Source organism: Mycolicibacterium lutetiense (genome assembly GCF_017876775.1).
GTDB classification, from domain to species: Bacteria; Actinomycetota; Actinomycetes; order Mycobacteriales; family Mycobacteriaceae; genus Mycobacterium; species Mycobacterium lutetiense.
This window is the reverse complement of sequence record NZ_JAGIOP010000002.1, coordinates 2,830,361-2,852,341: the sequence shown is the minus strand read 5'-3', so window position 1 is coordinate 2,852,341 and position 21,981 is coordinate 2,830,361. Positions and strand designations below refer to the sequence as shown.

Genomic DNA, 21,981 nt, shown 5'->3' with positions numbered 1-21,981 from the left:
ACATATCAGCCGAAGTACGCGTAATCCTGCACCCAGTGGAATCCGCGGCTGCGCAAAGTGAAATTGTTCGGATCCACGCGTTCCAGGTTGATCGCAACCGGACGGTCGCGCAGTTGCCCGTGCAGTAACAGTCGGTCTGGGGTGGGTTGATCAGCAGACAGCGTCGCGAAGGGTGGCCTGCGCCCGTCGTTTCCGCCGGTTGCGTTTGTCAGCGTGGTGAGTTCCAGTCGGCTGTCGGAGAGGAAATCGGCGCGCACCGGCACCAGTTCACCGTTCATCTGTTGGTAGGTTGCCGCTGCGGGGTCATCGAAAATAAGTCGCTGCCAACGATTCTCGTCGGTGGTCAACGGCGGCAACGGCTGCCCGTCGAGGGTGAAGTCCCGCACCTCCCAGATTCCGTACAGTTCGGACTTCGGGCTGGCCGCGCCGTATTGATCTTGCCAGACCACCCAGCGGTCAAAGCCGCCGCTGAACGCGACCCAGATGCCGATGGTCATCTGAACCCAAGCCGCGATGCGGTTTCTCCGGGCGTCGGTGAACAGCGAGGGCTGCGTCAATGGTTCGCATGTGCGTTGCAACACAAACACATTCACCAGCCGACGCAGGTACGGCGCGAGCAGGAACAGGCTGATCAAGAGCAGGTGCGAGGACAGCAGTTTTTCCGGCACATCGAAGGTCATGTTCATCAGGAGGATTTGAGCCATGCTCGCCAGACTCACTGCGGCGCCCAGCACCGCGGTCCGAGGCACGAATAGCAGCAACCCGGCGACGACCTCCGCAGCGCCGAGAGCCATCTCGTATGGATAGGAGCTGCCGACCTGTAGCCAAAGCACCGACATGGGACTGAGGTTGCCGTACGGCTGCAACAGCTGTGTCAGCGTGGGGCCAGGCATCTGGATGGGGATCAGCTTGGAAAATCCGAACGACAGCATCTGCCCGCCCAGGCACAGCCGAAGGAACAGCGTGAACCAGGCCGCCAGCCGAGGGTGGGAGGTGCGACGGTCGACGGCAGTCCACATTGCGGTGGCCACCACCGCGGCAACCAGGATGCAGAACACCAACACCCAGATGGCCGTCTGATCTCCGGCTCCGGAGTCCTCGTGCAGCACCGCGTCGACCCCGAAAAACGTTCTGCCCACCCAACCGGTGACAGGGTCGGTCAGGAGCACAACCCACGGCCCACTGCGGATCCAGCGGCCGAGGACGCCCAGCAGCTCGAACGGGATATACGTGGTGAGCACGCAATACAGGCCGAAATAGACGACGCAGAAGCGGAACGCGGTCCGCCACAACGGATGCCAGATCGTCGGTGTGGTCACAGCCTCGACTGGCCCGGGCCGAAACTGGCTGATCGCGCTGGTCACTGCTGCATCCTTGGATCGTGGGTGGGATCGGCGTATAGGGGCGGGCATCCGTAATCGACAGCGTCGGGACGCAGTTCGTAGTGCCAGGGTTCGTTGCCATAGATCTGGCACAGCCCGTACCCGGCGCCATGCCTGGACAGCCATGCGGCGGCATCGGCGGGTCCGATGTCGACCGCGTCCCCCGACACGTGTGCAGACGTGTCGGGGGTGGCCACCCACCGGGCCGCTTCCGCTTCCGACCCGTACTCCGAGACCGCTTCGCGAAGCAGGTGATCCTGGTAGTTCGGGGAACGCCAGCCGCTGTTGACGACGAACTCGACGCCGTCATCCGTGGCGTCTGTTGCGGCCCGGCGCAGGACAGCGAGCAGATCAGCGTCGAGGTTGACCACAGCAGGAATTTCGTCATCGAAGACCGTCACACCGTCGGGGACGGCGCCGTCGAGGACGGTGATCTTCGATGTCGGCCGGTCCTCCGGGGTGCTTTCTATCCAAGGACGGTGCGCAGCTGCCGCAACAGGTGCCAGCGACTGGTGGACGAGTACACCGATAAGCACCGCGTTGAGCACTACAGCGGCAGCGAAGACGACGGCGGGGATATGGCGGGCGGCTGGTCGTGCTGATTGGTTGTGGGTCATGACTTCAGGCCGGCCGGCCAGTTCCCACTGGCCCCGGCAGCGCGGCGGTCAAGAAGTCGTGGCAGGCGTCCACCGCGGGCTGGAGTTCGGGAATGCTGCGGGCACCGACGCCGCCCCGCATTTTCGTGGTGTCGATGACGGGATCCTGCGCGGTGGCAGGGTCGGGGAAGTCGGGCACTCCGTTGTCGCGGACACATTGGGCGAACGTGAGGGCAGCTTCCTGCTGTTCGGGAGTGCGACCCCCGCCACCAGGGTCGGCGCCGGCCTGGGCAGCGACGGCCAGACATCCCGACCAGATCAGGGCGGCCATGGCAAGGGTGCCCAGGGGGCGTCGCGTGCTGCGGAATGCGGTGTGTGCTGAATGGCTGTGTGCTGAATTGATGTGTGTCATGGCCGCTAGTCAAGGCAATGCGGTGTTGTCAGCGCGTATGCGATTTTCGATACGCCGGCGATATGCGATGGCTCGTAGCGTGGGGGCATGCGTGTGTTGGTCGTCGAGGACGAGCCCTACATGGCGACCGCTATCCGCGATGGGTTGCGTCTGGAAGCGATCGCCGCCGATATCGCCGGTGACGGTGACACCGCCCTGGAACTGTTGAGCATCAACGCCTACGACATCGCCGTCCTCGACCGCGACATCCCAGGACCTTCCGGGGACGAGATCGCCGAACGCATCGTCGCCTCCGGAAGCGGCATGCCGATCCTGATGCTCACCGCTGCCGACCGGCTCGACGACAAAGCCTCGGGGTTCGGGCTCGGCGCCGACGACTACCTCACCAAACCCTTCGAACTCCAAGAGCTCGTGCTCCGCATCAGAGCGCTGGACCGCAGGCGCGCCAACCACAGACCACCCGTCCGGGAGATCGCGGGCCTGCTGCTGGATCCGTTCCGCCGCGAGGTCTTTCGTGACGGCCGCTACGTCGCGCTCACCCGCAAACAGTTCGCCGTGCTGGAAGTTCTCGTTGCCGCCGAAGGCGGTGTCGTCAGCGCCGAAGAGCTACTGGAACGTGCGTGGGATGAGAACGCCGACCCGTTCACCAACGCCGTGCGCATCGCCGTCTCGGCGCTACGCAAACGGCTCGGCGAACCCTGGGTCATCGCCACCGTCGCTGGTGTCGGCTACCGCATCGACACAACACCCACCAAACACGAAGGAGGCGACCGTGGATAGAGCCCCAGGGCTGAGTGTCCGCCTCAAACTCACCCTCAGCTACGCCGGGTTCCTCATGTTCGCCGGCGCCTTGCTGCTCGCCGCCGTGTGGCTGTTCCTGCTGCGTTACGTTCCCGACCGGATGAAGATCATCCCCGGAAGCACGGACAACACGATGACTGATGGTGTGTTTCCGATCCAGTCCAACCTGCTGCATGCCTTCGCTCCGGCGGCGGTCGCAGTGCTGGCGTTCCTGCTGGTGTTCGGTCTCGTCGGCGGGTGGCTTCTCGCCGGCCGGATGCTCAAGCCCCTGGCGCGCATCACCGAAGCCACCCGGGTAGCCACCGACGGATCGCTCTCGCACCGGATCCGGTTACCGGGACGCAGAGATGAATTCCGTGAGCTCGCCGACAGTTTCGACACCATGCTCGAACGGCTCGACGCACACCTCGCCGAACAACGGCGGTTCGCAGCCAACGCCTCTCACGAACTGCGCACCCCGCTGGCGATCACGAAGACCCTTCTCGAGGTGGCCCGCAACGACCCCAACCGCGACACCGGCGACCTGATCGAGCGCCTCGATGCCGTCAACACCCGGGCAATCGACGTCACCGAAGCACTGCTCGCGCTCAGTCATGCGGGCCGGCGATCCTTCACCCGCGAACACGTCGACCTGTCCCTCGTCGCGGAACAAGCCGCTGAGACACTCCTGCCCCTGGCGGAAAAACGTGGCGTTTCCATCGAGACCTCCGGCGAGCTGGCCCTCACGATGGGCTCACCTGCGCTCCTGCTGCAGATGACGACCAATCTGGTGCACAACGCGATCGTCCACAACCTGCCCGAAGAGGGCACCGTGCGGGTCACAGCCAGCGCCTGCCCCGACACTGTGGTGCTCATCGTCGAGAACACCGGCGAAAAGCTCAACCCAGAATCGATTTCCACCCTCGTCGAGCCATTTCAGCGCGGCACTGAACGCGTGCGCACCCACGACGCAGGCGTCGGCCTCGGCCTGGCGATCGTCAAAAGCATCACCCAGGTGCACGACGGATCCGTCACCCTCACCCCCGGTCCGGCCGGTGGACTCCGCGTCACGGTGCGACTACCCGCCGACATTCCCGGGTAAGTACGGGTAGACATCCTCCAGGCCAGTTCGTAGCCTGTCCGAGGGATACACAGCCGGGCCAAGATCGGTCCTTGCAAGCGAAGGATCGTGACAATCCGAATGACCGGAGTGCGCCACTTGCTTCGGCGAGCGGTGTGCGGTGCGGCGGTCGCGGTCCTGGTGCTGACGCCGATCGGCGACGTGAAGGCAGACCCGGCCGCTGACGGGGTGGCCAAGCTCGACGAATTGTCCCGTCAGGCGATTCAGACTCGCGAAGCCGTCACGGCCGCCCAACGCGATGTCGATTCCCGGCAGGCCGAAGAGGCAGCGACCGCTGACCGTCATCGTGGTGACCTGGAGGCCCTCGACCTCGCGAACACCCAGCTTCTGCCCTTTCAGGCGGCAATCGACCGGGTGGCGGCGATGACCTACATGAATGGAGGCACCGGTCAGGTGGCCTCGGTGCTGACCGCAGACTCCCCGCAGCAGCTGATCGATCAGCTGACGGTGCAGCGGGCGGTCGTCGACGGGGCAGCCGACAAGATGGAGGCCTATCGGTCAGCACGTGCGCGCGCGGCCGAAGCCGCCGGCGCTTCAGAGAAATCGGCCGCCGATGCTCGCGCTGCAGCCGAGCAGGCTGCCACGGTACGCGCAGACCTGCAGGCCAAGTGGCGTGAACTGATGCGTTCGATCGCCGACGCGGAGGCGCAGTACGGGGCATTGACACCGCAACAGCAGGCGGTGGTCGACAACGTAGCCGCGGTGATGCCCGGCGATCCGTCCCTCGCAGCTCCCGGTGCCGATATCCCGGAGTCGTTGCCCGTCGGTGTTGCCTCCGAGGCCGGGCTGCAGCCCAACACCATCGTGGCTGCCCGGGCCGTCAGCGCACAGTTTCCCCAGATTGGCCACATCGGTGGGGTCCGGCCGGACTCGAAGCCGTGGCATCCCAGCGGTCTGGCGATCGACATCATGATTCCCGATCCCGAAAGCCCTGAGGGCATCGCACTCGGAAACGAGATTCTTTCGTTCGCGATGAGCAATGCGGCCCGATTCGGATTACAGGATGTGATCTGGCGTGGCACCTACTACACGCCGTCCGGTCCGCAGGCATCCGGCTACGGCCACTACGACCACGTGCACGTCACGACGACGCGTCGCTGACTGCAGCGGTGTGTCAGCTCCCGTACAAGTGCAAGGCCCGGCCGGCCAGTGTGGCGACTTCACCGCTCAACCCCGCAATGGGAGGGCCGCCGGGTTGATGGATCACGTTCCCGAGCACGACGACGTAGGTGTCTGATCCCGGGTCCATCCACAGCGTCACTCCGGTGAAGCCCGTGTGCCCGAAGCTGCCGACCGGAAACACCATGCCCCGCGGGCGGGACTGTTCTGTGTCGATATCCCAGCCGAAGCCGCGGAGGTCTTGCCCGGGGATGGCGGGATAGTTCGGTGCGAGCAGGGGATGTGTCGTGTTGGGGGTCTTTTCGATCGCCTCCCGGGTCGCAGTGTTCGCCGCCTCGACCTGTGCCGGGCTGTGCCCGGGCTGCTGCGGAGTCGTCATCAATGCCAGCGTGGATTGCTTCAGTGGAAACGCACTCGGCCGGCCGGCGAGGCGGTCGAGGAGCGCCTGCGCGAACCGGCCGACGTCGCTCACTGTCGAGAACACCCCGGCACTGCCGGCGACACCGCCCATCCGGCGGGCCGTCGGATCGTGCACGGTACCGCGCAGCGGGCGGCCGAAGTCCGGGTTGAGGCCAGGGGTGTCCCCGTCGATCGCGGTGGGTGCGACCCGCGCCAGGAGATCGGTGCTCCACGTACCCGCCGGACAGTCGACAACGTCGGGTGCGTTCGGATCGAAGGCAATCGCATTTCCCCGGACCTGTTGGGGTCCACATGCATTGGCCACCGGTAGGTAGCGGGTATCGCTCATCCCGAGCGGTGTGAACACGTTCTGCCGAATGTAGATGTCCTCGGGTTCACCGGTGAGCTTCTCGAGCAGCGCACCGAGGATGATGAAGCCGATGTCGGAATAGTGAAAGCGTTCGCCGGGCTCGAACACGACCCACGCCCCGAGCGCCCGGTGGATGCCTTCGGCCTTGTCGGGCTTGTCCAGTCCCCACGGCCCGTCAAGACTCAGATCACCCGCGATCCCCGAGGTGTGAGTGAGCAACATGCGCACCGTCACCCGCGCGCGGCGTGGGTCGTTGGCAGGGTTGAAGTCGGGCAGGTAGGTCTGCACAGGTTCGTCGATCTGGACCCGGCCCTGCTCGTAGAGCTGCAGGATGGCGACCGCCGTCGTGAGGCTTTTCGACAGCGAGGCCAGGTCGAAGATCGTGTCCTCGGTCATCGGCTCAGCAGGCGCGGGTGCCCCGTCCAGTCCCGGCTCGCCGTCGAGCTTGCGCGAGCCGAAAGCGTGGCGGAAGACGATGTTGCCGGCGTGCCCGACCTGGACCACCGCACCGGGCAGCCGAGGTGCCGCGATCGCGTCGTTGACGAGCTGGGCGACCGGGGTGAAATCACCGGCGGGAACGACGGCGGCCGTCGTGGCCGACGGGGCGGTGGGGACCGGCGCAATCGTCGTCGAGGTGGACGTGGCGACCGGCGGGGGCGCCGATTGCCCGCACGATGTGGCCGCGGCGAGCGTGAACATGACGGTTCCGACGGCGCAGAGTCGGGAAAGACGAGCCCGTGACATGGTCACCGGATCGACGGTAGCCGACCGTGACTGCGGTGATGCGACGATAGGGCCATGACTGCAACGCTTGTCGCGAAGAATGTGGCCGGCGGATTCGCCCATCGCACCCTCTTCGAAGGGGTCGACCTGACCGTCGCGCCGGGTGATGTGATCGGGGTGGTCGGCGTCAACGGCGCAGGCAAGAGCACGCTGCTGCGGATCCTGGCCGGGGATCTCGAGCCGCTCGACGGCACGGTCAGCGTGGCGCCGGCCGACGCGTTCGTCGGATGGCTGCCGCAGGAACACGAGCGCGTCCCAGGGGAATCTGTCGCGGACTACATCGCGCGTCGTACGGGATGCACCGAAGCCACGCAGGCCATGGATGCCGCGGCCGCGGCACTGGCCGACCCGAGCCCCGGGGAGGAGGATCCGGCCGCTGCCTACTCGGCCGCGCTGGATCACTGGCTCGCCACCGGCGCGGCCGATCTCGACGAACGGCTGCCCGCAGTGCTGGCCGATCTCGGACTCGACACCGACACCGTGCGCCCGGACTCGACGCCGATGACCGCGTTGTCAGGTGGGCAGGCGGCGCGGGTGGGGTTGGGGGCACTGCTGTTGTCGCGGTTCGACGTCGTGCTGCTCGATGAGCCGACCAACGATCTGGACCTCGACGGGCTTGCCCGGCTGGAGCAGTTCGTCAGGGAGCTTCGTGGGGGTGTGGTGCTGGTGAGTCACGATCGGGAGTTCCTCGCCCGCAGCGTGACTCGCGTGCTGGAGCTGGATCTGGCACAGAACACCACCACCGTTTTCGGTGGTGGGTACGAAAGCTACCTGGAGGAGCGTGCGGTCGGTCGCCGGCACCGGCGCGAACAGTACGAGGAGTTCGCCGAGAAGAAGGCCGACCTGGTCGCGCGTGCCCGAACCCAGCGCGAGTGGTCGAGCCAGGGCACCCGCAACGCGATGCGCAAGTCACCGGACAACGACAAGATCCGCCGGCGCGCCGCCACCGAGTCCAGCGAGAAGCAGGCGCAGAAGGTGCGTCAGATGGAGAGTCGGATCGCCCGCCTCGAGGAGGTCGAGGAACCTCGGAAGGAATGGACCCTGCAGTTCACCATCGGCGCCGCGCCGCGGTCGAGCGCGGTAGTCGCCACCCTCGACAATGCCGTTGTGCGGCAAGGTGATTTCGTGCTGGGCCCGGTGTCGTTGCAGGTCGATGCCGGCGAGCGGATCGGTATCACCGGCGCCAACGGGGCAGGAAAGTCGACATTGCTGCGGCTACTGCTGGGGCGTCGGCAGCCCGATGAGGGGCGCGCGAGCCTGGGCGCCAGCATCGCGATCGGCGAGATCGACCAGGCCCGTGCCGAATTCACCGGCACCGCGCGACTCGTCGACCGGTTCGAGCAGCACCTGCCGGACTGGTCGACGGCCGATGTGCGAACCCTGCTGGCGAAGTTCGGGCTGCGGGCCGATCACGTCGAACGCGCGGTTGACGAGCTGTCACCGGGGGAGAGAACCCGGGCCGGCCTGGCGTTGTTGCAGGCCTGCGGTACCAATGTGCTGGTTCTCGATGAGCCGACGAACCATCTGGATCTGCCTGCCATCGAGCAACTTGAGCAGGCTCTCGAGGCGTACGACGGAGCGTTGTTACTGGTGACGCATGACCGCCGCATGCTGCAGAACGTGCGGTTGGACCGACGGTGGCTGGTCGACAACGGGCGCGTCGCCGAGTTGTAGGCACAGAGCCTCGAGCCTGCGCTCAGAGCGGGATTTCACGCGATTTCACGCCCTCAGCGCAGACTCGGCGCCCTCAGCGCAGAGTCAACGCTCAACGTCCGCGGCTCTAAATGCTTCGCCCACCCTGACGCGCACACGGCGGTGCAGATAATCGCCAGTACGCCGAGAAAAGTCAGCATCACCGGATAGCTGAACCAGTGCGCGAGTGCGGCCAGCACCGCGGGCAGGAGGAACCCGAGGTAGGCCAGCGAGTAGTAGACCCCGGAGATGCCGGCGAGCTCGTCGGGCGGTGCGATGCGTTGGATCTCAAGCAGACCCGACACGATCGCGATGCCGTAGGCGCTGCCGAGCAGCATCGCGACCAGCGGTGCGACGAGTGCCGATCGGGTCACGGCGGTGGCCACCGCGGCGAAGATCCCCAGTGCCATCAACGCCATCGACACCACCACGGCCCGGGAGCTGGACACATCATCGAGCCGACGTGCAATCGGTTGGATCGCCACACCGCAGCCCAGCGTCAGCACGGTCAACCCCACCGTATAGAGCAGGGCCCACGAGCCGAGCCGGTCGGCGACGAGTGCCGGCACCACCGCATAGGCGATGGCCGCCGAGCCGAAGATCCACGGCGCCATGGGAACAACGACATGCAGGAACCGGCGGTGGCCGGCCGCGGGCACCTTCAGGCCGTCGATGAAGCGGCGGTCAGTTGTCGTTCCGCGGGTCTCGACGGTCCGGTTCCACACCGCCCACAGCACCGGAACGCACAGGGCAGCGTGGACCAGGTAGGTCAGCACCAGCGGTAGCGGGGCGTACACGGTGAGCAGTCCGGCACACAGCGGTCCCACCCCGAAGCCCAACGACAGGCAGATCGAGGCGCGCCGCGCTCCGGCGCCGGTCGAAGCGTCGTCGAAGGGCGGCTTGGACAGTTCGGCGATCCAGGCCGAACCCACTGCCATCGCGATCCCGACCGCCACCCCACTGAACAACCGGCCGACGAACAGGGCCGGGAAGCCCCAGTAGTCGCCGACTGCCAGGATGAGACTGCCCAGCGCCGCACTGATCACACCCGTGGCCATCACATTGCGTCGACCGTGGCGGTCCGACAGTGTCGAGGCGATCAGCAGCCCGGGAATCAGGCCGAGCACGTAGGCACCGAGCAGGATGTCGACGTCCACCCGGGTGTAGCCGCCGTGCTGGCCGTAGGCGATCAGCAGCGGGGTGAATTGGTTTCCGCCCCAACCGATGCAGAAGACAGCGATGGCGACGGCGAGCCAGGGTTGCATGCGTCGCCGACGCTGAACGGGCGCCTTGACGAATTCCGTTGCGACAGCGGTCATGCCAGGACCACCCGGTAGGTCGCTTCCAGGTGGGACAGCAGCGCAGCCTCGAAACCGGACACATCACGGCGGCCGATGGCATCGGCCAGATCCGCGTGTTCACCGATCAGGTCGGTCAACCGGGCTGAGTCCGAACGGGCGGCGTCGGCCATCATGCGGCGCTGCCGGTCGCTGAGTGATCCGTAGAAGCGCCCGGCGATCGAGTTCCCGGCGACCTGCACGATCCGGCGGTGAAACGCGTCGTCGGCGGCGGCGAACTGATCGGCATCACCGATCGCGGCACCGTGGCGTTGCCGCTCCACCAACTCGGTCAGTTCACCGAACAGGGTGTCGATGGATTCCGGTGTCCGGCACAGCCGGCGCACCGCCGCGGTCTCCAGCGCCAGGCGCATCTCAAGCAGATCGGTGGCTTCCTGTGCGGACACGGGGACGACGACGGCCCCGCGTCGCGGCACCAGATCCAGGAAGTCCTCGGCAGCCAGGCGCAGAAAGGCCTCGTGCACAGGCGTGCGGCTGACGCCGAGCTGCGTCGCCACCTCTACCTCGCTGAGCAACTGCCCGCCTCGAAACTCACCGGAGAGGATCTGGTCCTTGGTCATCCGGTAGACGCGCTGGCTGTTGCTCGATTTCTCGTCCGTGACCACGGAAGACCACTGTACCCCTTGCATGCAAGCTTGCATGCAAGGGGCTGGCCAGGCTAAATGCTAGAACGGGCTGCTGTTGGCCTGATGTTTGGCGGATTCCGGGCGAGGTCCGAACCGGCGGGCGTAGTCCTCGTGCTTCTTCAGGTCCTTCTTGTACTGGATCTCGTCCACCAGGTTGGGATCGAGCCCGTGCTGTGCCAGCCGGTGCCGGCGCCAGATCTTGTTGAGCGCGAGCGCCATCAAGATGGCCCAGGTGTAGATCGGCACGGTCATCTCGATGTGCACGTACAACGAGGCGGGCAGCAGCCAGAGCGGCCCCAGCACGAACAGCGGCGGGATCGCCATCCGGATCAAGTGCCGGCGCACGGCGCCATGGTCGGCCAGGTCATGGGCCACCCAATCGCGCATGGAATCGGGCAGTCGCTTGCCGTAGCAGTAGGCGATGTACTGAAAGAGGTTGGGGCGGTCTTTGGTTTTCTTCTGGCTGGCCATGAGGGCTCCTGGTGTCAATCGGTGAGTGAATTGGCCGCTAGCGCAGCTGAGTTGATTCGGGTCAGTACCCGGTGCAGCTCTTCGAGTTCGGCGAGGTCGACGCCCAGGCGCTCCACCACCGCGGGAGGGATGGCCAGGGCCCGCTCGCGCAGGGCGATCCCCGCATCGGTGAGCTCGACATCGGTCGCGCGTTCATCGCCGGCCCGACGGTTGCGGGTCAGCAGGCCGAGTGCTTCCAGCCGCTTGAGCATGGGCGAGAGGGTCGCCGAATCGAGCTGCAACGCGGAGGCGATCTCTTTGACCGACAACGGGGGAATGCCACCCGAGGCGGACCGCCGGTGATCCCACAATGCCAGCATCACCAGGTACTGGGGATGGGTCAGGCCCAGCGGCTCGAGCAGTGGCCGGTACACGGCGAGCACGGCGCGGTTGCTGACCGCCAGCGCGAAACAGACCTGCCGTTCGAGGGCCAGGGGATCGGCGCTCCGCGCACCGGAGGATGCAGCAGGCGCTTCGGATACCGCGGTCATGCCTAGAAAGTACCCTAATAGTTAGGGTACTAACAATGTTCTGGTGATCACACGCTCAGTGCGCGCGTTTGGCCAGCCGCTCGGCGTTGTCGATCAGGATGCTTCGGCCCTGCACCCGGATCCAGCCGCGTTGCGCGAAGTCCGACAGCGCCTTGTTGACCGTCTCCCGCGAGGAGCCCACGAGTTGGGCGATCTCTTCCTGGGTCAGCTCGTGGTCGACGCGCAGCGCATTGCCGTCGCGGCTACCGAACCGTTGGGCCAGGTACAGCAATTGCTTGGCCACCCGGCCCGGCACATCGGTGAAGATCAGGTCGGACAGGTTGTCGTTGGTGCGGCGCAACCGGCGGGCCAGCACACGCAGCAGTTGTTCGGCGATCTCGGGCCGGTCGGCGATCCAGCTCCGCAGCACACTGCGGCTCATCACGACCGCCTTCACCTCGGTCAGCGCGGTCACCGACGAGGTCCGCGGGCCCGGATCGAAGATGGCGAGCTCTCCGAACATGTCCGACGGGCCCATCAACGTGATCAGGCTGTCGCGCCCGTCCATTGATTTGCGGCCGATCTTCACTTTGCCCGCCGTGATGATGTACAGCGTCTCGCCGGGATCTCCCTCGGTGAACACGACCTCCCCGCGACGGAAGGTCACCGGCTCCAACTGCCGCACGAGCGCGGCCACGGCGTCTGGCGACACACCCTGGAAGATGCCGGCGCGGGCCAGCACTTCATTCATGTTTCCCCCTTGGTGGATGTGCCGAACCTCGCTGCCCGGAACGTTTGTGCAGGTCGCGGCCTAAAGGGAGGCCGCCGTTTCACTTTACAAGGCCGGTAGATCGGCCGGCGGCGCCGGGTTTACACCGGAACCATACTTCGTAATGGCGGCGACCGTGGAGGTCAGATTGTCGAGCAATAGATCCGTTGGGCTTCGGCGACGGAGTCCGCGAGCGGGCGGCGGGTGTTGATGAGGTGGGCGTCAGACCAGTCGGCGTCGGTCGCCAAACCTTCTGCGATCTGCGGGGTGGCATCTGAGTTGGTGACCTGGCGCGCCACGATGCGCTGCTTGGCTTCGTCGAGAGGCACCGTGCACGCCAATTCCACCGTTGGACAGGCCAGTTCTGCTGCGGTGTCGCGTGCTCGCCGCCGAAGGTCCGGATTGCGCCAGGTGCCGTCGAGGATCACCGACTGCCCCTTGGCCAGTGTTTCTCGGGCCCGCTCAAGCACGGCGTCATACACGGCGGCCACGTTGTCGTTGCTGTACAGGCCCTCGTTTAAGGTCCCGGCGGCGCCGTCGAGAACGCCACGCTCCTGCAACTCGCGGCGCACATCGTCAGTGGAGACGACCCGCGCGGACACCTGCTCGGCGAGCGCGTGCGCGAGTGTGGTCTTTCCGGTGCCAGGACCACCGCCGACGATGACCAGTCGCACGGTGCCTCGGCGGAGATGATCGAGGGCGATGTCGAGATGACGCCGGGCATCGTCCGCGGCGCTCAATGTGCCCTGGTGAACCCTGATGCAGTCCACCTTGGCGCGGACCACGGCACGGTAGGCGATGTAGAAATCCACCAACGCGGTCGGCGGCGTGTCCCCGGAGACCCGCTGGTACTCGGCGAGGAAGTAATCCGCCAGGTCACGGCGGCCGAGGAACTCCAGGTCCATCGCCAGGAAGGCGGCGTCGTCGCTGCAGTCGACATGGCGCAGGTCGTCGTCGAACTCGAGACAGTCAAGGATGGCCGGGCCCTCCGGCATGCAGAACATGTCCCCGGTCAGCAGGTCGCCGTGGCCGTCGACGATGTGCCGGTTGGCGATGCGGTCGTCGAACAGTGCGGCACGACCCTTGATGAACTGTTCAGCCAGTCGATCGACTTCGGCCAGCGAATCCGCGGGCACCACGGTTCCCGCATGCCGCTGCAGCTCGGTGAGATTGTCACGCCACCGGCCGGCGATCGCGGGCACCGTCGCTGCGCGGTCGATATCCTCCGACCGTTCGGCGCCGGCGTGAAACCGGGCGATCGCTTCGGCGATCGCCGACAGCTGCTCGACCACGGGTTCGCCACTGACGACGATCGAGGTCAGTCGGCGCGAATCGGGATATCTGCGCATCACGATCACCGGCTCGGGCTGACCACCGTCCGGACCGGAGAAATGGGCGACCCCGAGGTAGCTGTCCGGAGCCAATCGCTGGTTCAACTGAACCTCACGAACGCACACCTGTTCACGACGCTCGACCGAGCTGAAATCGAGAAAGTCTGTGATGACGGGTTTCTTGACCTTGTAGGCCCTATTGCCCACCAACGCGACGATCCCGGTGTGTGTTTCGTGAATTTCGGCTGCGGCACCGCCTGCCGCGGACTCAGCGGTCTGCGACGTGGTCGGCCTACCTGATGTGCCCATAGCCCAAAGACTCTATTACTGCGGCGAGACGAGATTACTGCGGCGAGACGAGCCCGGTGTCGTACGCGTGGATGATCGCAGCGGCGCGATCACGCAGGTCGAGCTTGATGAAGATGTGGCCGATGTGGCTCTTGACGGTGAGCCCGGAGATGCTGAGTTCATCGGCGATCTCGGCGTTGGAATGCCCCTTGGCGATCAGTGCCAGCACGTCGAGCTCCCGAGCCGTGAGATCGCCGACGGCGGCGGTTCGACGCGGCGCCGCGGACTTGCGGTAGGTGGTGAGCACCCGTGATGTCACCGCCGGGTCCAGGTAGCTGTCGCCCTGTGCCACCGCGCGCACCGCTCGGATCAGTTCCTCGGCGGACGAATCCTTGAGGACGAATCCGCTGGCCCCGGCGCGCAGCGCGCCCGAGAGCAGCTCGTCGTCGTTGAATGTGGTCAGCGCCAGTACCGGAGGCCCGTCGAGGGCGGTCACCTGCCGGGTGGCCTCGATCCCGTCAACGCGTTTCATCCGCAGATCCATCACCACCACATCCGGGCGGTACCGGTTGATGGCATCGGGCACCTCGTCGCCATCGGCGCATTCGGCGATGATCGTGAAGCCGTCCTTGCGCCGCAGAATGCGTCGCAGCCCGGAGCGCACCAGGTCCTGGTCATCGACCAGGAGGACGGCAACCTCGGTCACGGGGCCCGTCATGACACCACGGGGCACCATCGGGGCGCCCGGTCAGTGTCGTCCAACGGGATGTTCGTGCGCACCGACCATCCGTCGTCGGCGGGGCCGACACTGATGATTCCGCCGAGCAGCTCGACGCGTTGGCGCATACCGCGCGTACCGCGGCCCTCCACATCGCGGCCGTTCTTGACGGCCAAAGCGGGGACCGGGAGTCGGTTGGTGACCGTCAAGGTGGCCGAGGTTCGGGAAATCCTCAGTAGCACCGCCGATTCCGCATCAGGCGCGTGTTTGGCGATATTCGCCAGTGACTCCTGGGCGATGCGGTACAACGCCAAGCCCACCGCGGCGGAGACCACATCGGTACGGCCGGTGGCGTCGAAGTCCACGTTGAGCCCGGCACGTACGAAATCTTCGATCAGGAAACAGATGTCGTCGACTCCGGGTTCGGGGGCCATGCTCATCGGGGCGCCGTCGAGAAGTCCGACCGTGCGCCGGATGTCGGCCATGGCCTGGCGGCCCAGGCGTTCGGCTTGCTCCAATGCCTCGACCGCATCGTCGACGTCGCGGTCCTGCTGCAACCCGCGGCGCGCCCCGGTCACGTGCAGCAGGGTCACGCTCAGCGAATGCGCGATCACGTCGTGGACCTCGCGGGCGATACGTCGCCGCTCATCGGCCGCGGCGTGGCGGGCCTGCGCGGCTTGCGACTCCTGTTGCTCCCGCATGAGCTGCTGCTGGGTGTGCACGAGATAACCCACCAGCCAGCCCATCCCGAGGATTCCCAGATAGAGCGGCAGCGCATCGAGACGATGCTGGGCCGCGGCGGTCAGCAGCAGGGCGGCCGCGGTCAGCGACGCGAGGAATCCGGCCCACACCCCCGAGAGTGAGGCGACCTCGCCGACCATCAGCACCGCGATCAGCGGAGCGAAGTCATTGGCGACCGGTGTCGCCGTCGCGAACAGCAGGATCGCGGTCGAGGTGGTCCAGGTTGCCCAGACGATCGGAGCCTTGAAATCGACACCGGACAGGTAGAACAACGCGAACGGAGCGATACAGACGACGACTGCGAGCAGGCCGGCCGGATGGTCGGCCATGGGGCGCTGCAACATCGCCACCACACCGGCACCCATCACGGTGGTGTCGAATGCCAACACGATGGCCCAGTTGTAGCCCACCGGCAGGGCGTATCCCCGCCGGCGCATGTGCGCACGCAATCCGCGCGCGATGCTCCCGAGCATCTGCTGATCGTAGAAGGTCAACGCGTCGCTGCGCCTCCTACTGCAGTCGGATCTTCTGCGGCCGGATTCCCCGGGGCCGGATATCGGCACTCAGAGTCGCCACATCTCGCGTGACATCGCGGCGTCCTCGACGAAGCCTTCACGCGGCGGCGGATAGTAGGGCTGCTTCAGGTCGGGCCGGGGTACGGCGGCCAGTGCTGCGCGCACCGCGGCCACCGCGCGCCGCCAGAGACCGGGAGCGACGACGGTGTCTCGCGCCGTCCATCCACGGGCGACGCCGGTCATCGAATTGGCCATCGAGATAGCTGGGGAACGCTGTGCTCGTGTCATGGCTCGACGCTACGAAGAATGCAGGTCAGCCCACATCGCGCTGGCGTCTGATCTTGACCTACGACCGTAGTAGGAGATCTGCACCGACCACAGGACGACGGCGCCACAAGTGGTTAGGCTCCTGATGTGGTCTCAAGCTCGACCCGTAGGCGTGGTCCCCGGCGTGATGTCGACACCCGAGCACTGATCGTCGACACCGCCGAGCGAATGTTCGCCGAATCATCGATTGGTGCGGTGGCTTCGCGGGCAGTGGCCCGCGAAGCGGGAGTGGCCAGTCGCGCGGTGGCCTACCATTTCCCGGCCAAGCGGGACCTGGTGTTGGCGGTGGCGCGGCGGCGGGCGCCGATGGTGTTCCAGGCGGTTGTCGAGGAGCTGATGCGGGTGGCTGAGTCGGGCAACGAGATCGGGGTCTGCGACGTCGTCGAGGCTCTTGTCGCGCCCTATGTCAAGCTGCTCGACGAGGACCCGGTTGGCGGATTGCGTTGGCTCAAGGTGATGAATCAGCTTGCCCTGGACGAAGACCAGATCTGGCTCGATCAGTTGGCGGGCACACCGAGTCTGCCCGAGTTGTTCTTCGCTGCGGCAGGTCGGGCGGTGCCGGACATCCAGACCAGAGAAGGTCAGCAGCGCAGCACAATTGCCATCTTTGCGATGATCGGTGCGCTGGCGAGTTCCGATCTGACTCTCTATGGACAGCCTTTGGGGCCCGGCGGCCTGGACCGCGGATGGGTGAACGAACTGGTCCGGTTCACCGGCAGCGGTTTGCGCGGCGACGGGGGTCTGCCCGACTAGGATCGTGGCGTGCAGATCGACGGCCAGCAGCTTGCTGCCCTCGCTGCGGTGGTCGAGCTGGGAAGCTTCGATGCGGCCGCGCAGCGTCTGCACGTGACCCCTTCGGCGGTCAGTCAGCGCATCAAGGCCCTGGAACAACGCGTCGGTCAAGTTCTGGTGGTTCGCGAAAAGCCATGCACGGCAACAGCTGCCGGTGTCCCGCTGTTGCGGCTGGCGGCGCAGACGGCATTGCTGGAGTCCGAGACGCTGGCGGAAATGGGCGGCGGCACCGCGCAACGTACCAGGATCGCGCTCGCGGTCAACGCCGATTCGATGGCGACCTGGTTCACCGGGGTGTTCGCCGAGGCTGCCGATTTCCTGTTCGACATCAGGATCGAGGATCAGGACCTCTCGGCACGCCTGCTGCGTGAGGGCGTGGTGATGGGAGCCGTCACCACCGAGCGGAACCCGGTGCCGGGATGCCGGGTGCACCCACTGGGCGCCATGCGCTACGTGCCGGTGGCCAGCGCCGAGTACCTACACCGTTATCTGCCGGACGGGTTCACCCGCAACGCGGCGCAGGCGGCGCCCTCGCTGTCCTGGAGTCGTCACGATGCGCTGCAGGACCAATTGGTGCGCAAGGTATTCCGCAAAGACATCGTCCGGCCGACGCATTACATCCCGACTGCCGAAGGCTTCGGTGCCGCAGTGCGGGCCGGGTTGGGTTGGGGGATGTATCCCGAGGAACTGGTGGACGACGACTTCGTCCGGATCGCCGAACAGTATCTGGACGTGCCGTTGTACTGGCAGTGCTGGAAGCTCGAAAGTCCGATGGTCGACGCCATCACGGCCGCGGTGCGTGATGCGGCGGCGAGCCTGCGTGGGCGCGTCGGTTGAGGTTGGCACGATGTGGGTGAGAGGTGGCGATGAGTAGGACGCATCGATACGAGGTCGAGGTGACCTGGACCGGCAACACCGGTTCGGGGACCAGCGGATACCGCGATTACGCGCGCGATCACGACGTGACGGGCGTAGATGCGCCGGGTAAACCGACGCTCCTGGGCAGCGCTGATCCCGCCTTCCGGGGAGACCCGCAGCGCTGGAACCCCGAGGAACTGCTCGTGGTCAGCCTTTCCCAGTGCCACATGCTCTGGTACCTCGCGCTGTGCGCCAAAGCCGGCATCACCGTGACGGCCTATGCTGATCGGCCGGAGGGCACCATGAGTGAAAACGCCGAGGGTAGTGGCAATTTCACTGACGTCACGTTACGGCCGCAGGTGACCATCGCCGAACCGGACCGGGTCGGCGATGCCACGGAGTTGCATCATGAAGCCCACCGGATGTGCTTCATCGCCAACTCGGTCAACTTCCCGGTGAGCGCTATGCCCACCGTGACAGCACCGACGCCGGGATGAACGAACCGGAGTCGATCACCACACCGGTGGCACCACCCCGGTCGGCGTCGATGTCGATGGTCTCGCCGGCGTCACCGTAGGTGCCGTCGCAGTCACTCAGGCAGCGGCCGGTGACGGGATCGATGTTGCCCTCGAACATGTCGTTGACCCAGCCGGCCATCAACGACTGCACGGCCGGCGGATTCTGCGGCTGCGGGGTACCGGCAACGAGGTAGGCCACGGCCTGGATCAGGGGGTTGCCGCCGAGCATCCCGTCCATGTGCACACCGCCGTTGACGACGACGCCGTTGAACTTTCCGGGCCGCGCCGCCGAAAGATCGTCGTTCACCGTGCTGATGAAGTTGAAGAGGTTCAGCGGCGCACCGATCTCGTAGACCGGCACGTAGTCGGCCGGATCGTTGCCATTGCTGGCCTCAAGCGCCTTGAGGCGGCCCATCGCGTTCGGCAACGTGTCGCCGGAGGGCACGCCATCGAGCAGCACCACGCCGGCGAGATCGTTGGGTGCGTCCTGGCCATCGGCTCTGCGGGCCACCAGTCCCTCGGCGTAGTAGCCGGCCACTCCCGGTGCAAAGCCGCCGCCGAGAGAATGCCCGACGAGCACGAACCGCTGAGGCACCGCGAACGTCTCGTGGCCTGCCTTCAGCGTCGCCGTAGACATACTGGCGTTCAAGGCTTCTCGGTCGGGGTCGAGGAAAAGTTGCGCGATGGACTTGTGCATGTTGTCCCCGCCGAGCCACATGCCGCCCTCGGCGAATGGGTTGGAGGTCACCGTGGTGACCACCACCACGCTGTTGGTGCGGTCGGCGAGATAGGACGCCGTGTAGCTGTACATCGGACCGGTGGCGATGAAACCGTGCTGCAGGTAGATCATCCGCTCCGGTTTGCCCTGCGTCGGGAAATACCAGTCGGCGGGAACCTCGTTGCCCGGTGAGACGACCAGCGTCGAACTGCTCACCTCAACCGAATCGCGGAGTGCGGGAGGCACCACGGGCGGGCCGTCGGCGGCTTGGATCACCGTGCCGATGGTGTTGAAGACGGCCGAGCCGATCGCCTCCGTCACCCGAGTGGCCACTTGCGAGATTGCGTCCAGTGGATTCGGGGCGCCAGTGGCGCGGGCGTCGATAGTCGCCGTGTCCACGGTTGATATGCGACGTCCGGCCACGCCCGCGGCCGGTGGCGTCAGACGTTCACGCACCTGCTCGCGGACCTCGCTGCGCAGCGCAGAGAGTCGACGCCGGGGCGCCGGTTCTGCCTTCGGCTTCTCGGTGACCTTTTCGGCAGCGTTGTCGACTCGCTGTCGGAGACGTGACGCCGCAGTGGCCGCAGTGGTCGCGGGGCGATCGCTGTGCTTGAAACGCGGGGTGGATCGGTGGCGGCCGGATGATGCAGTGCCGCTCACCTTTCCGCTCCCCACCGACGACGTCGTCGCGGGGCCGGGATCCGAGCCGCCGTCGGTGTCGGCGCTGGCGGCACCGGCACCGACGAGCAGAGCCGCCGAAACCCCGGCGGTCAGCACACCGGCTCCGACCCAACCCGAAAACTGCGTCATGTGTCCCCCCGGCCGCCCCGATGCGCGAATGGCTGGATGCTAACTCGCCGGCACCACTCCGCGCGGCAGGATCAGCGGGAGATCGTTGTAGGTGGCGATGCCGGGTGCGGCATCGACCACCGCGGGGATCGCATTGATCGGGGGAGTGGCGGTCATGATGTGCCCCAGCACCATGAACTCCTCCAGCGTGGTGGCCTCGAAGTCCGGTGGCGGCAGGAAACCGACTTTCATCGTCACGGTGGGGCGACCGGCCACCTCGATTACCCAGCCGTCCTGGTCGATCTGCCAATCAGGTTGCAGTGTCTGACCTTTGCGCCACCGCAGGGTGAGCTCGACGCGGGTTATATCGCCGATGATCCCCTTCCAGCTGACGAACACCCCGGCCACGCCTCCCGCCGGGATCGTCCACGAACCGAGGTCGAGATCCTCTGTGGTCTGGGCGTATTCGGCGTCGCAGCGGACCTCGTCGAATTCGATCCCAAGCGCGTCGCCGATCATCCGCACCGCCTCGCCGAAGACCCCGGTGCCGTGGGCCGTCATGGCCTGCAGATCTGGATGATCGATGGGCTGGCCGAATCCGACCGGCTTCTCGGTTTCCGGCGAGTCGTAGAAGGTGGTGTCGGCAGCCTCGTTGACGGTGATCTTGTCCACCCGGTCGCAGATACCGGCGGCCACGACCGCCAACTGGTTGACGTAGCCCGGGCTGATGCCCGATCCGAACATCGTCGACCCGCCCCTGCGGCAGGCCTCGGCGATGCGGTCGCGGCCCTCACCCTGGTTGTGGCCGGTGATGAATGAGGCGGTCGCCACGACATTGACTCCGGCGGAAAGGATTTCGACGAGTTCGTCGACGTCGATCCACATCGGATTGTAAACGACGACGTCCGGTTTGAGGGCCAGCAGCGCCTGGATGTCATTGGTGGCAGCGACCCCGAGGGGTTCGATGCCGACCAGCTCGCCGACGTCCTTTCCGGCCTTGTCCGGTGACCACGCGTAGCAGCCCACCAGTTCCAGGGTCGGGTTGCGGGCGATGGCCGCCACCGAACTTTTCCCGACGTTTCCCGTCGTCCACTGGACAACCCGGTATGGAGAATTCTGTGACATGGCAACGGCTCTCTTCCTCGGTTTCCGGCAGTTTTCCACGACCGTGAGAAAAAAGGAAGAGGGGTGCTTCAACGGGAGTCGTGAGCAACTAGAATTGCCCGTGTGACCACCGGAAACACCCCTCGCCGGGGGCGGGGGCGTCCGCCGCGCATCGATCAGGAGATGATCCTCGCCGCGGCCCGCGCCATCGCGCCCGGCGCGTTGACGATGCAGGCGGTGGCCGATGCGCTCGGAGTGGACCGCACCACGCTGCACTACTACGTCGGTGACCGCGACGGCCTGCTGCAGCTGGTGGTGGCCGATCTGTTCGAGGCCGAGTTGCGCTCGATCAAGTTGCCCGAGGATGCGAGCTGGCAGGAGATTCTGCGGGCCTACGGCAGCGCGATCCGCCAGGGCGTACTCAAACTCGGGGTGACGGCCACGAGTTTCCGGTTGAGTGGCACCGGTGGGGCCGCCAGCCTCGCGCTGGCCGAGCAGGTGCTGCGGGCTCTGAACGCCGGGGGATTCGGCACCGACGACGCCGGGCGGGTGCTCACCCTGGTGTCGGGGCTCGCGATGTCGGCCGCACACGACGTGCTCGGATCGGCCGAGTCACGGCTGCACCATCAGACGCCCGAGGTGGTTCGCGCGTTGAAGGACCTTCCGCCGAGCGACTTTCCGCTGCTCAGCGGTGTCGTCGCCGATCGCGGTGTCGCGGCGACCGCGGCCCAGGACTTCGACTTCAATCTCGACATCGTGATTGCCGGTCTCGAGCGATTTTTGGCCGGGTAAGTACCGAATCGTCGGCGAAGCCCGCCTCGAGTACAGTACTCAGCATCCTCTTAGGCGGAACTTGGGTTCCGTTGAGGTAAATC

The 21,981-nt window shown here is 66.1% G+C and carries 23 protein-coding genes; 8 read left to right on the top strand and 15 right to left on the bottom strand.

Annotation, left to right across the window (positions count from 1 at the left end):
* Window positions 1-5 precede the first annotated feature (5 nt).
* The 3 genes from JOF57_RS23025 to JOF57_RS23015 are packed head-to-tail and all read right to left on the bottom strand — an operon-like array spanning window position 6 to window position 2,390.
* Window positions 6-1,364, bottom strand: coding sequence for a DoxX family protein (locus JOF57_RS23025; protein ID WP_407666595.1), 1,359 nt, complete (start codon window positions 1,362-1,364; stop codon window positions 6-8).
* Window positions 1,361-1,999 carry a M15 family metallopeptidase gene (locus tag JOF57_RS23020; RefSeq protein WP_209920429.1) on the bottom strand — a complete coding sequence of 213 codons (639 nt, stop codon included), beginning with the start codon at window positions 1,997-1,999 and terminating at the stop codon, window positions 1,361-1,363. The genes JOF57_RS23025 and JOF57_RS23020 overlap by 4 nt, the downstream gene beginning before the upstream one ends.
* A 4-nt stretch (window positions 2,000-2,003) precedes the next feature.
* Entirely contained in the window at window positions 2,004-2,390 is a 387-nt protein-coding gene (locus JOF57_RS23015; RefSeq protein WP_209920426.1) for a hypothetical protein, read from the bottom strand.
* Window positions 2,391-2,477: 87 nt separating this feature from the next.
* On the opposite strand from JOF57_RS23015, the gene JOF57_RS23010 reads away from it, so the two are divergent.
* The 3 genes from JOF57_RS23010 (at window position 2,478) to JOF57_RS23000 (ending at window position 5,412) form a co-directional block, all read left to right on the top strand.
* Window positions 2,478-3,170 (top strand): response regulator transcription factor, encoded by a 693-nt coding sequence (locus JOF57_RS23010; protein ID WP_209920423.1) that lies wholly within the window; start codon window positions 2,478-2,480, stop codon window positions 3,168-3,170.
* Window positions 3,163-4,272: a sensor histidine kinase gene (locus JOF57_RS23005; RefSeq protein ID WP_209920420.1), complete on the top strand. Its 1,110-nt coding sequence runs from the start codon at window positions 3,163-3,165 to the stop codon at window positions 4,270-4,272. Before JOF57_RS23010 ends, JOF57_RS23005 begins: the two co-directional genes overlap by 8 nt.
* A gap of 99 nt (window positions 4,273-4,371) precedes the next feature.
* A complete protein-coding gene (locus tag JOF57_RS23000) occupies window positions 4,372-5,412 on the top strand; it encodes a coiled-coil domain-containing protein (protein ID WP_209923646.1) in 1,041 nt (346 codons plus the stop codon).
* 13 nt (window positions 5,413-5,425) lie between these two features.
* On the opposite strand, the gene JOF57_RS22995 is transcribed toward JOF57_RS23000, so the two are convergent.
* Complete coding sequence (locus JOF57_RS22995; protein ID WP_209923644.1) at window positions 5,426-6,943, bottom strand: serine hydrolase domain-containing protein; 1,518 nt, start codon at window positions 6,941-6,943, stop codon at window positions 5,426-5,428.
* A 54-nt stretch (window positions 6,944-6,997) separates the two neighbouring features.
* On the opposite strand from JOF57_RS22995, the gene abc-f reads away from it, so the two are divergent.
* Window positions 6,998-8,656 (top strand): ribosomal protection-like ABC-F family protein, encoded by a 1,659-nt coding sequence (abc-f, locus tag JOF57_RS22990; RefSeq protein WP_209920417.1) that lies wholly within the window; start codon window positions 6,998-7,000, stop codon window positions 8,654-8,656.
* A 53-nt stretch (window positions 8,657-8,709) separates the two neighbouring features.
* Here abc-f and JOF57_RS22985 read toward each other — a convergent pair whose 3' ends face one another.
* The 9 genes from JOF57_RS22985 to JOF57_RS22945 form a co-directional block, all read right to left on the bottom strand.
* Window positions 8,710-9,993 (bottom strand): MFS transporter, encoded by a 1,284-nt coding sequence (locus JOF57_RS22985; protein WP_209920414.1) that lies wholly within the window; start codon window positions 9,991-9,993, stop codon window positions 8,710-8,712.
* The gene (locus JOF57_RS22980) at window positions 9,990-10,637 is read right to left on the bottom strand and encodes a GntR family transcriptional regulator (protein WP_307870083.1); all 648 of its coding nucleotides are present in this window, start codon (window positions 10,635-10,637) and stop codon (window positions 9,990-9,992) included. The genes JOF57_RS22985 and JOF57_RS22980 overlap by 4 nt, the downstream gene beginning before the upstream one ends.
* 60 nt (window positions 10,638-10,697) lie before the next feature.
* Window positions 10,698-11,129 (bottom strand): DUF5313 domain-containing protein, encoded by a 432-nt coding sequence (locus JOF57_RS22975; RefSeq protein ID WP_209920408.1) that lies wholly within the window; start codon window positions 11,127-11,129, stop codon window positions 10,698-10,700.
* A gap of 14 nt (window positions 11,130-11,143) precedes the next feature.
* Entirely contained in the window at window positions 11,144-11,659 is a 516-nt protein-coding gene (locus JOF57_RS22970; protein ID WP_209920405.1) for a MarR family winged helix-turn-helix transcriptional regulator, read from the bottom strand.
* A gap of 55 nt (window positions 11,660-11,714) precedes the next feature.
* A complete protein-coding gene (gene crp, locus JOF57_RS22965) occupies window positions 11,715-12,389 on the bottom strand; it encodes a cAMP-activated global transcriptional regulator CRP (protein ID WP_209920403.1) in 675 nt (224 codons plus the stop codon).
* Between the two features lie 161 nt (window positions 12,390-12,550).
* Window positions 12,551-14,047, bottom strand: coding sequence for a bifunctional aminoglycoside phosphotransferase/ATP-binding protein (locus JOF57_RS22960; RefSeq protein ID WP_209920400.1), 1,497 nt, complete (start codon window positions 14,045-14,047; stop codon window positions 12,551-12,553).
* A gap of 34 nt (window positions 14,048-14,081) precedes the next feature.
* A complete protein-coding gene (locus tag JOF57_RS22955) occupies window positions 14,082-14,744 on the bottom strand; it encodes a response regulator transcription factor (protein WP_209920398.1) in 663 nt (220 codons plus the stop codon).
* Window positions 14,741-15,958 carry a sensor histidine kinase gene (locus JOF57_RS22950; RefSeq protein WP_209920395.1) on the bottom strand — a complete coding sequence of 406 codons (1,218 nt, stop codon included), beginning with the start codon at window positions 15,956-15,958 and terminating at the stop codon, window positions 14,741-14,743. Before JOF57_RS22950 ends, JOF57_RS22955 begins: the two co-directional genes overlap by 4 nt.
* Before the next feature lie 90 nt (window positions 15,959-16,048).
* On the bottom strand, window positions 16,049-16,288 hold the full coding sequence (locus JOF57_RS22945) for a hypothetical protein (RefSeq protein WP_209920393.1): 240 nt from the start codon (window positions 16,286-16,288) through the stop codon (window positions 16,049-16,051).
* A 126-nt stretch (window positions 16,289-16,414) separates the two neighbouring features.
* Here JOF57_RS22945 and JOF57_RS22940 point away from each other — a divergent pair, with 126 nt between their 5' ends.
* Genes JOF57_RS22940 through JOF57_RS22930 form a run of 3 tightly spaced genes read left to right on the top strand, consistent with a single transcriptional unit; the run spans window position 16,415 to window position 18,474 of the window.
* The gene (locus JOF57_RS22940; RefSeq protein ID WP_209920390.1) at window positions 16,415-17,080 is read left to right on the top strand and encodes a TetR/AcrR family transcriptional regulator; all 666 of its coding nucleotides are present in this window, start codon (window positions 16,415-16,417) and stop codon (window positions 17,078-17,080) included.
* A gap of 9 nt (window positions 17,081-17,089) precedes the next feature.
* Entirely contained in the window at window positions 17,090-17,956 is an 867-nt protein-coding gene (locus JOF57_RS22935; protein WP_209920387.1) for a LysR family transcriptional regulator ArgP, read from the top strand.
* A gap of 29 nt (window positions 17,957-17,985) precedes the next feature.
* Entirely contained in the window at window positions 17,986-18,474 is a 489-nt protein-coding gene (locus JOF57_RS22930; RefSeq protein ID WP_209920384.1) for an OsmC family protein, read from the top strand.
* Here the strand turns inward: JOF57_RS22930 and JOF57_RS22925 are convergent.
* Window positions 18,440-20,023, bottom strand: a complete 1,584-nt coding sequence (locus tag JOF57_RS22925) for a hypothetical protein (protein WP_209920380.1) — start codon at window positions 20,021-20,023, stop codon at window positions 18,440-18,442. The genes JOF57_RS22930 and JOF57_RS22925 overlap by 35 nt on opposite strands.
* A gap of 39 nt (window positions 20,024-20,062) precedes the next feature.
* Window positions 20,063-21,127 carry an NAD(P)H-dependent amine dehydrogenase family protein gene (locus tag JOF57_RS22920; RefSeq protein WP_209920377.1) on the bottom strand — a complete coding sequence of 355 codons (1,065 nt, stop codon included), beginning with the start codon at window positions 21,125-21,127 and terminating at the stop codon, window positions 20,063-20,065.
* Window positions 21,128-21,229: 102 nt separating this feature from the next.
* Between JOF57_RS22920 and JOF57_RS22915 the strand changes: the two genes are divergently transcribed.
* Window positions 21,230-21,898, top strand: a complete 669-nt coding sequence (locus JOF57_RS22915) for a TetR/AcrR family transcriptional regulator C-terminal domain-containing protein (RefSeq protein ID WP_307870082.1) — start codon at window positions 21,230-21,232, stop codon at window positions 21,896-21,898.
* The last annotated feature ends 83 nt before the right edge of the window (window positions 21,899-21,981 follow it).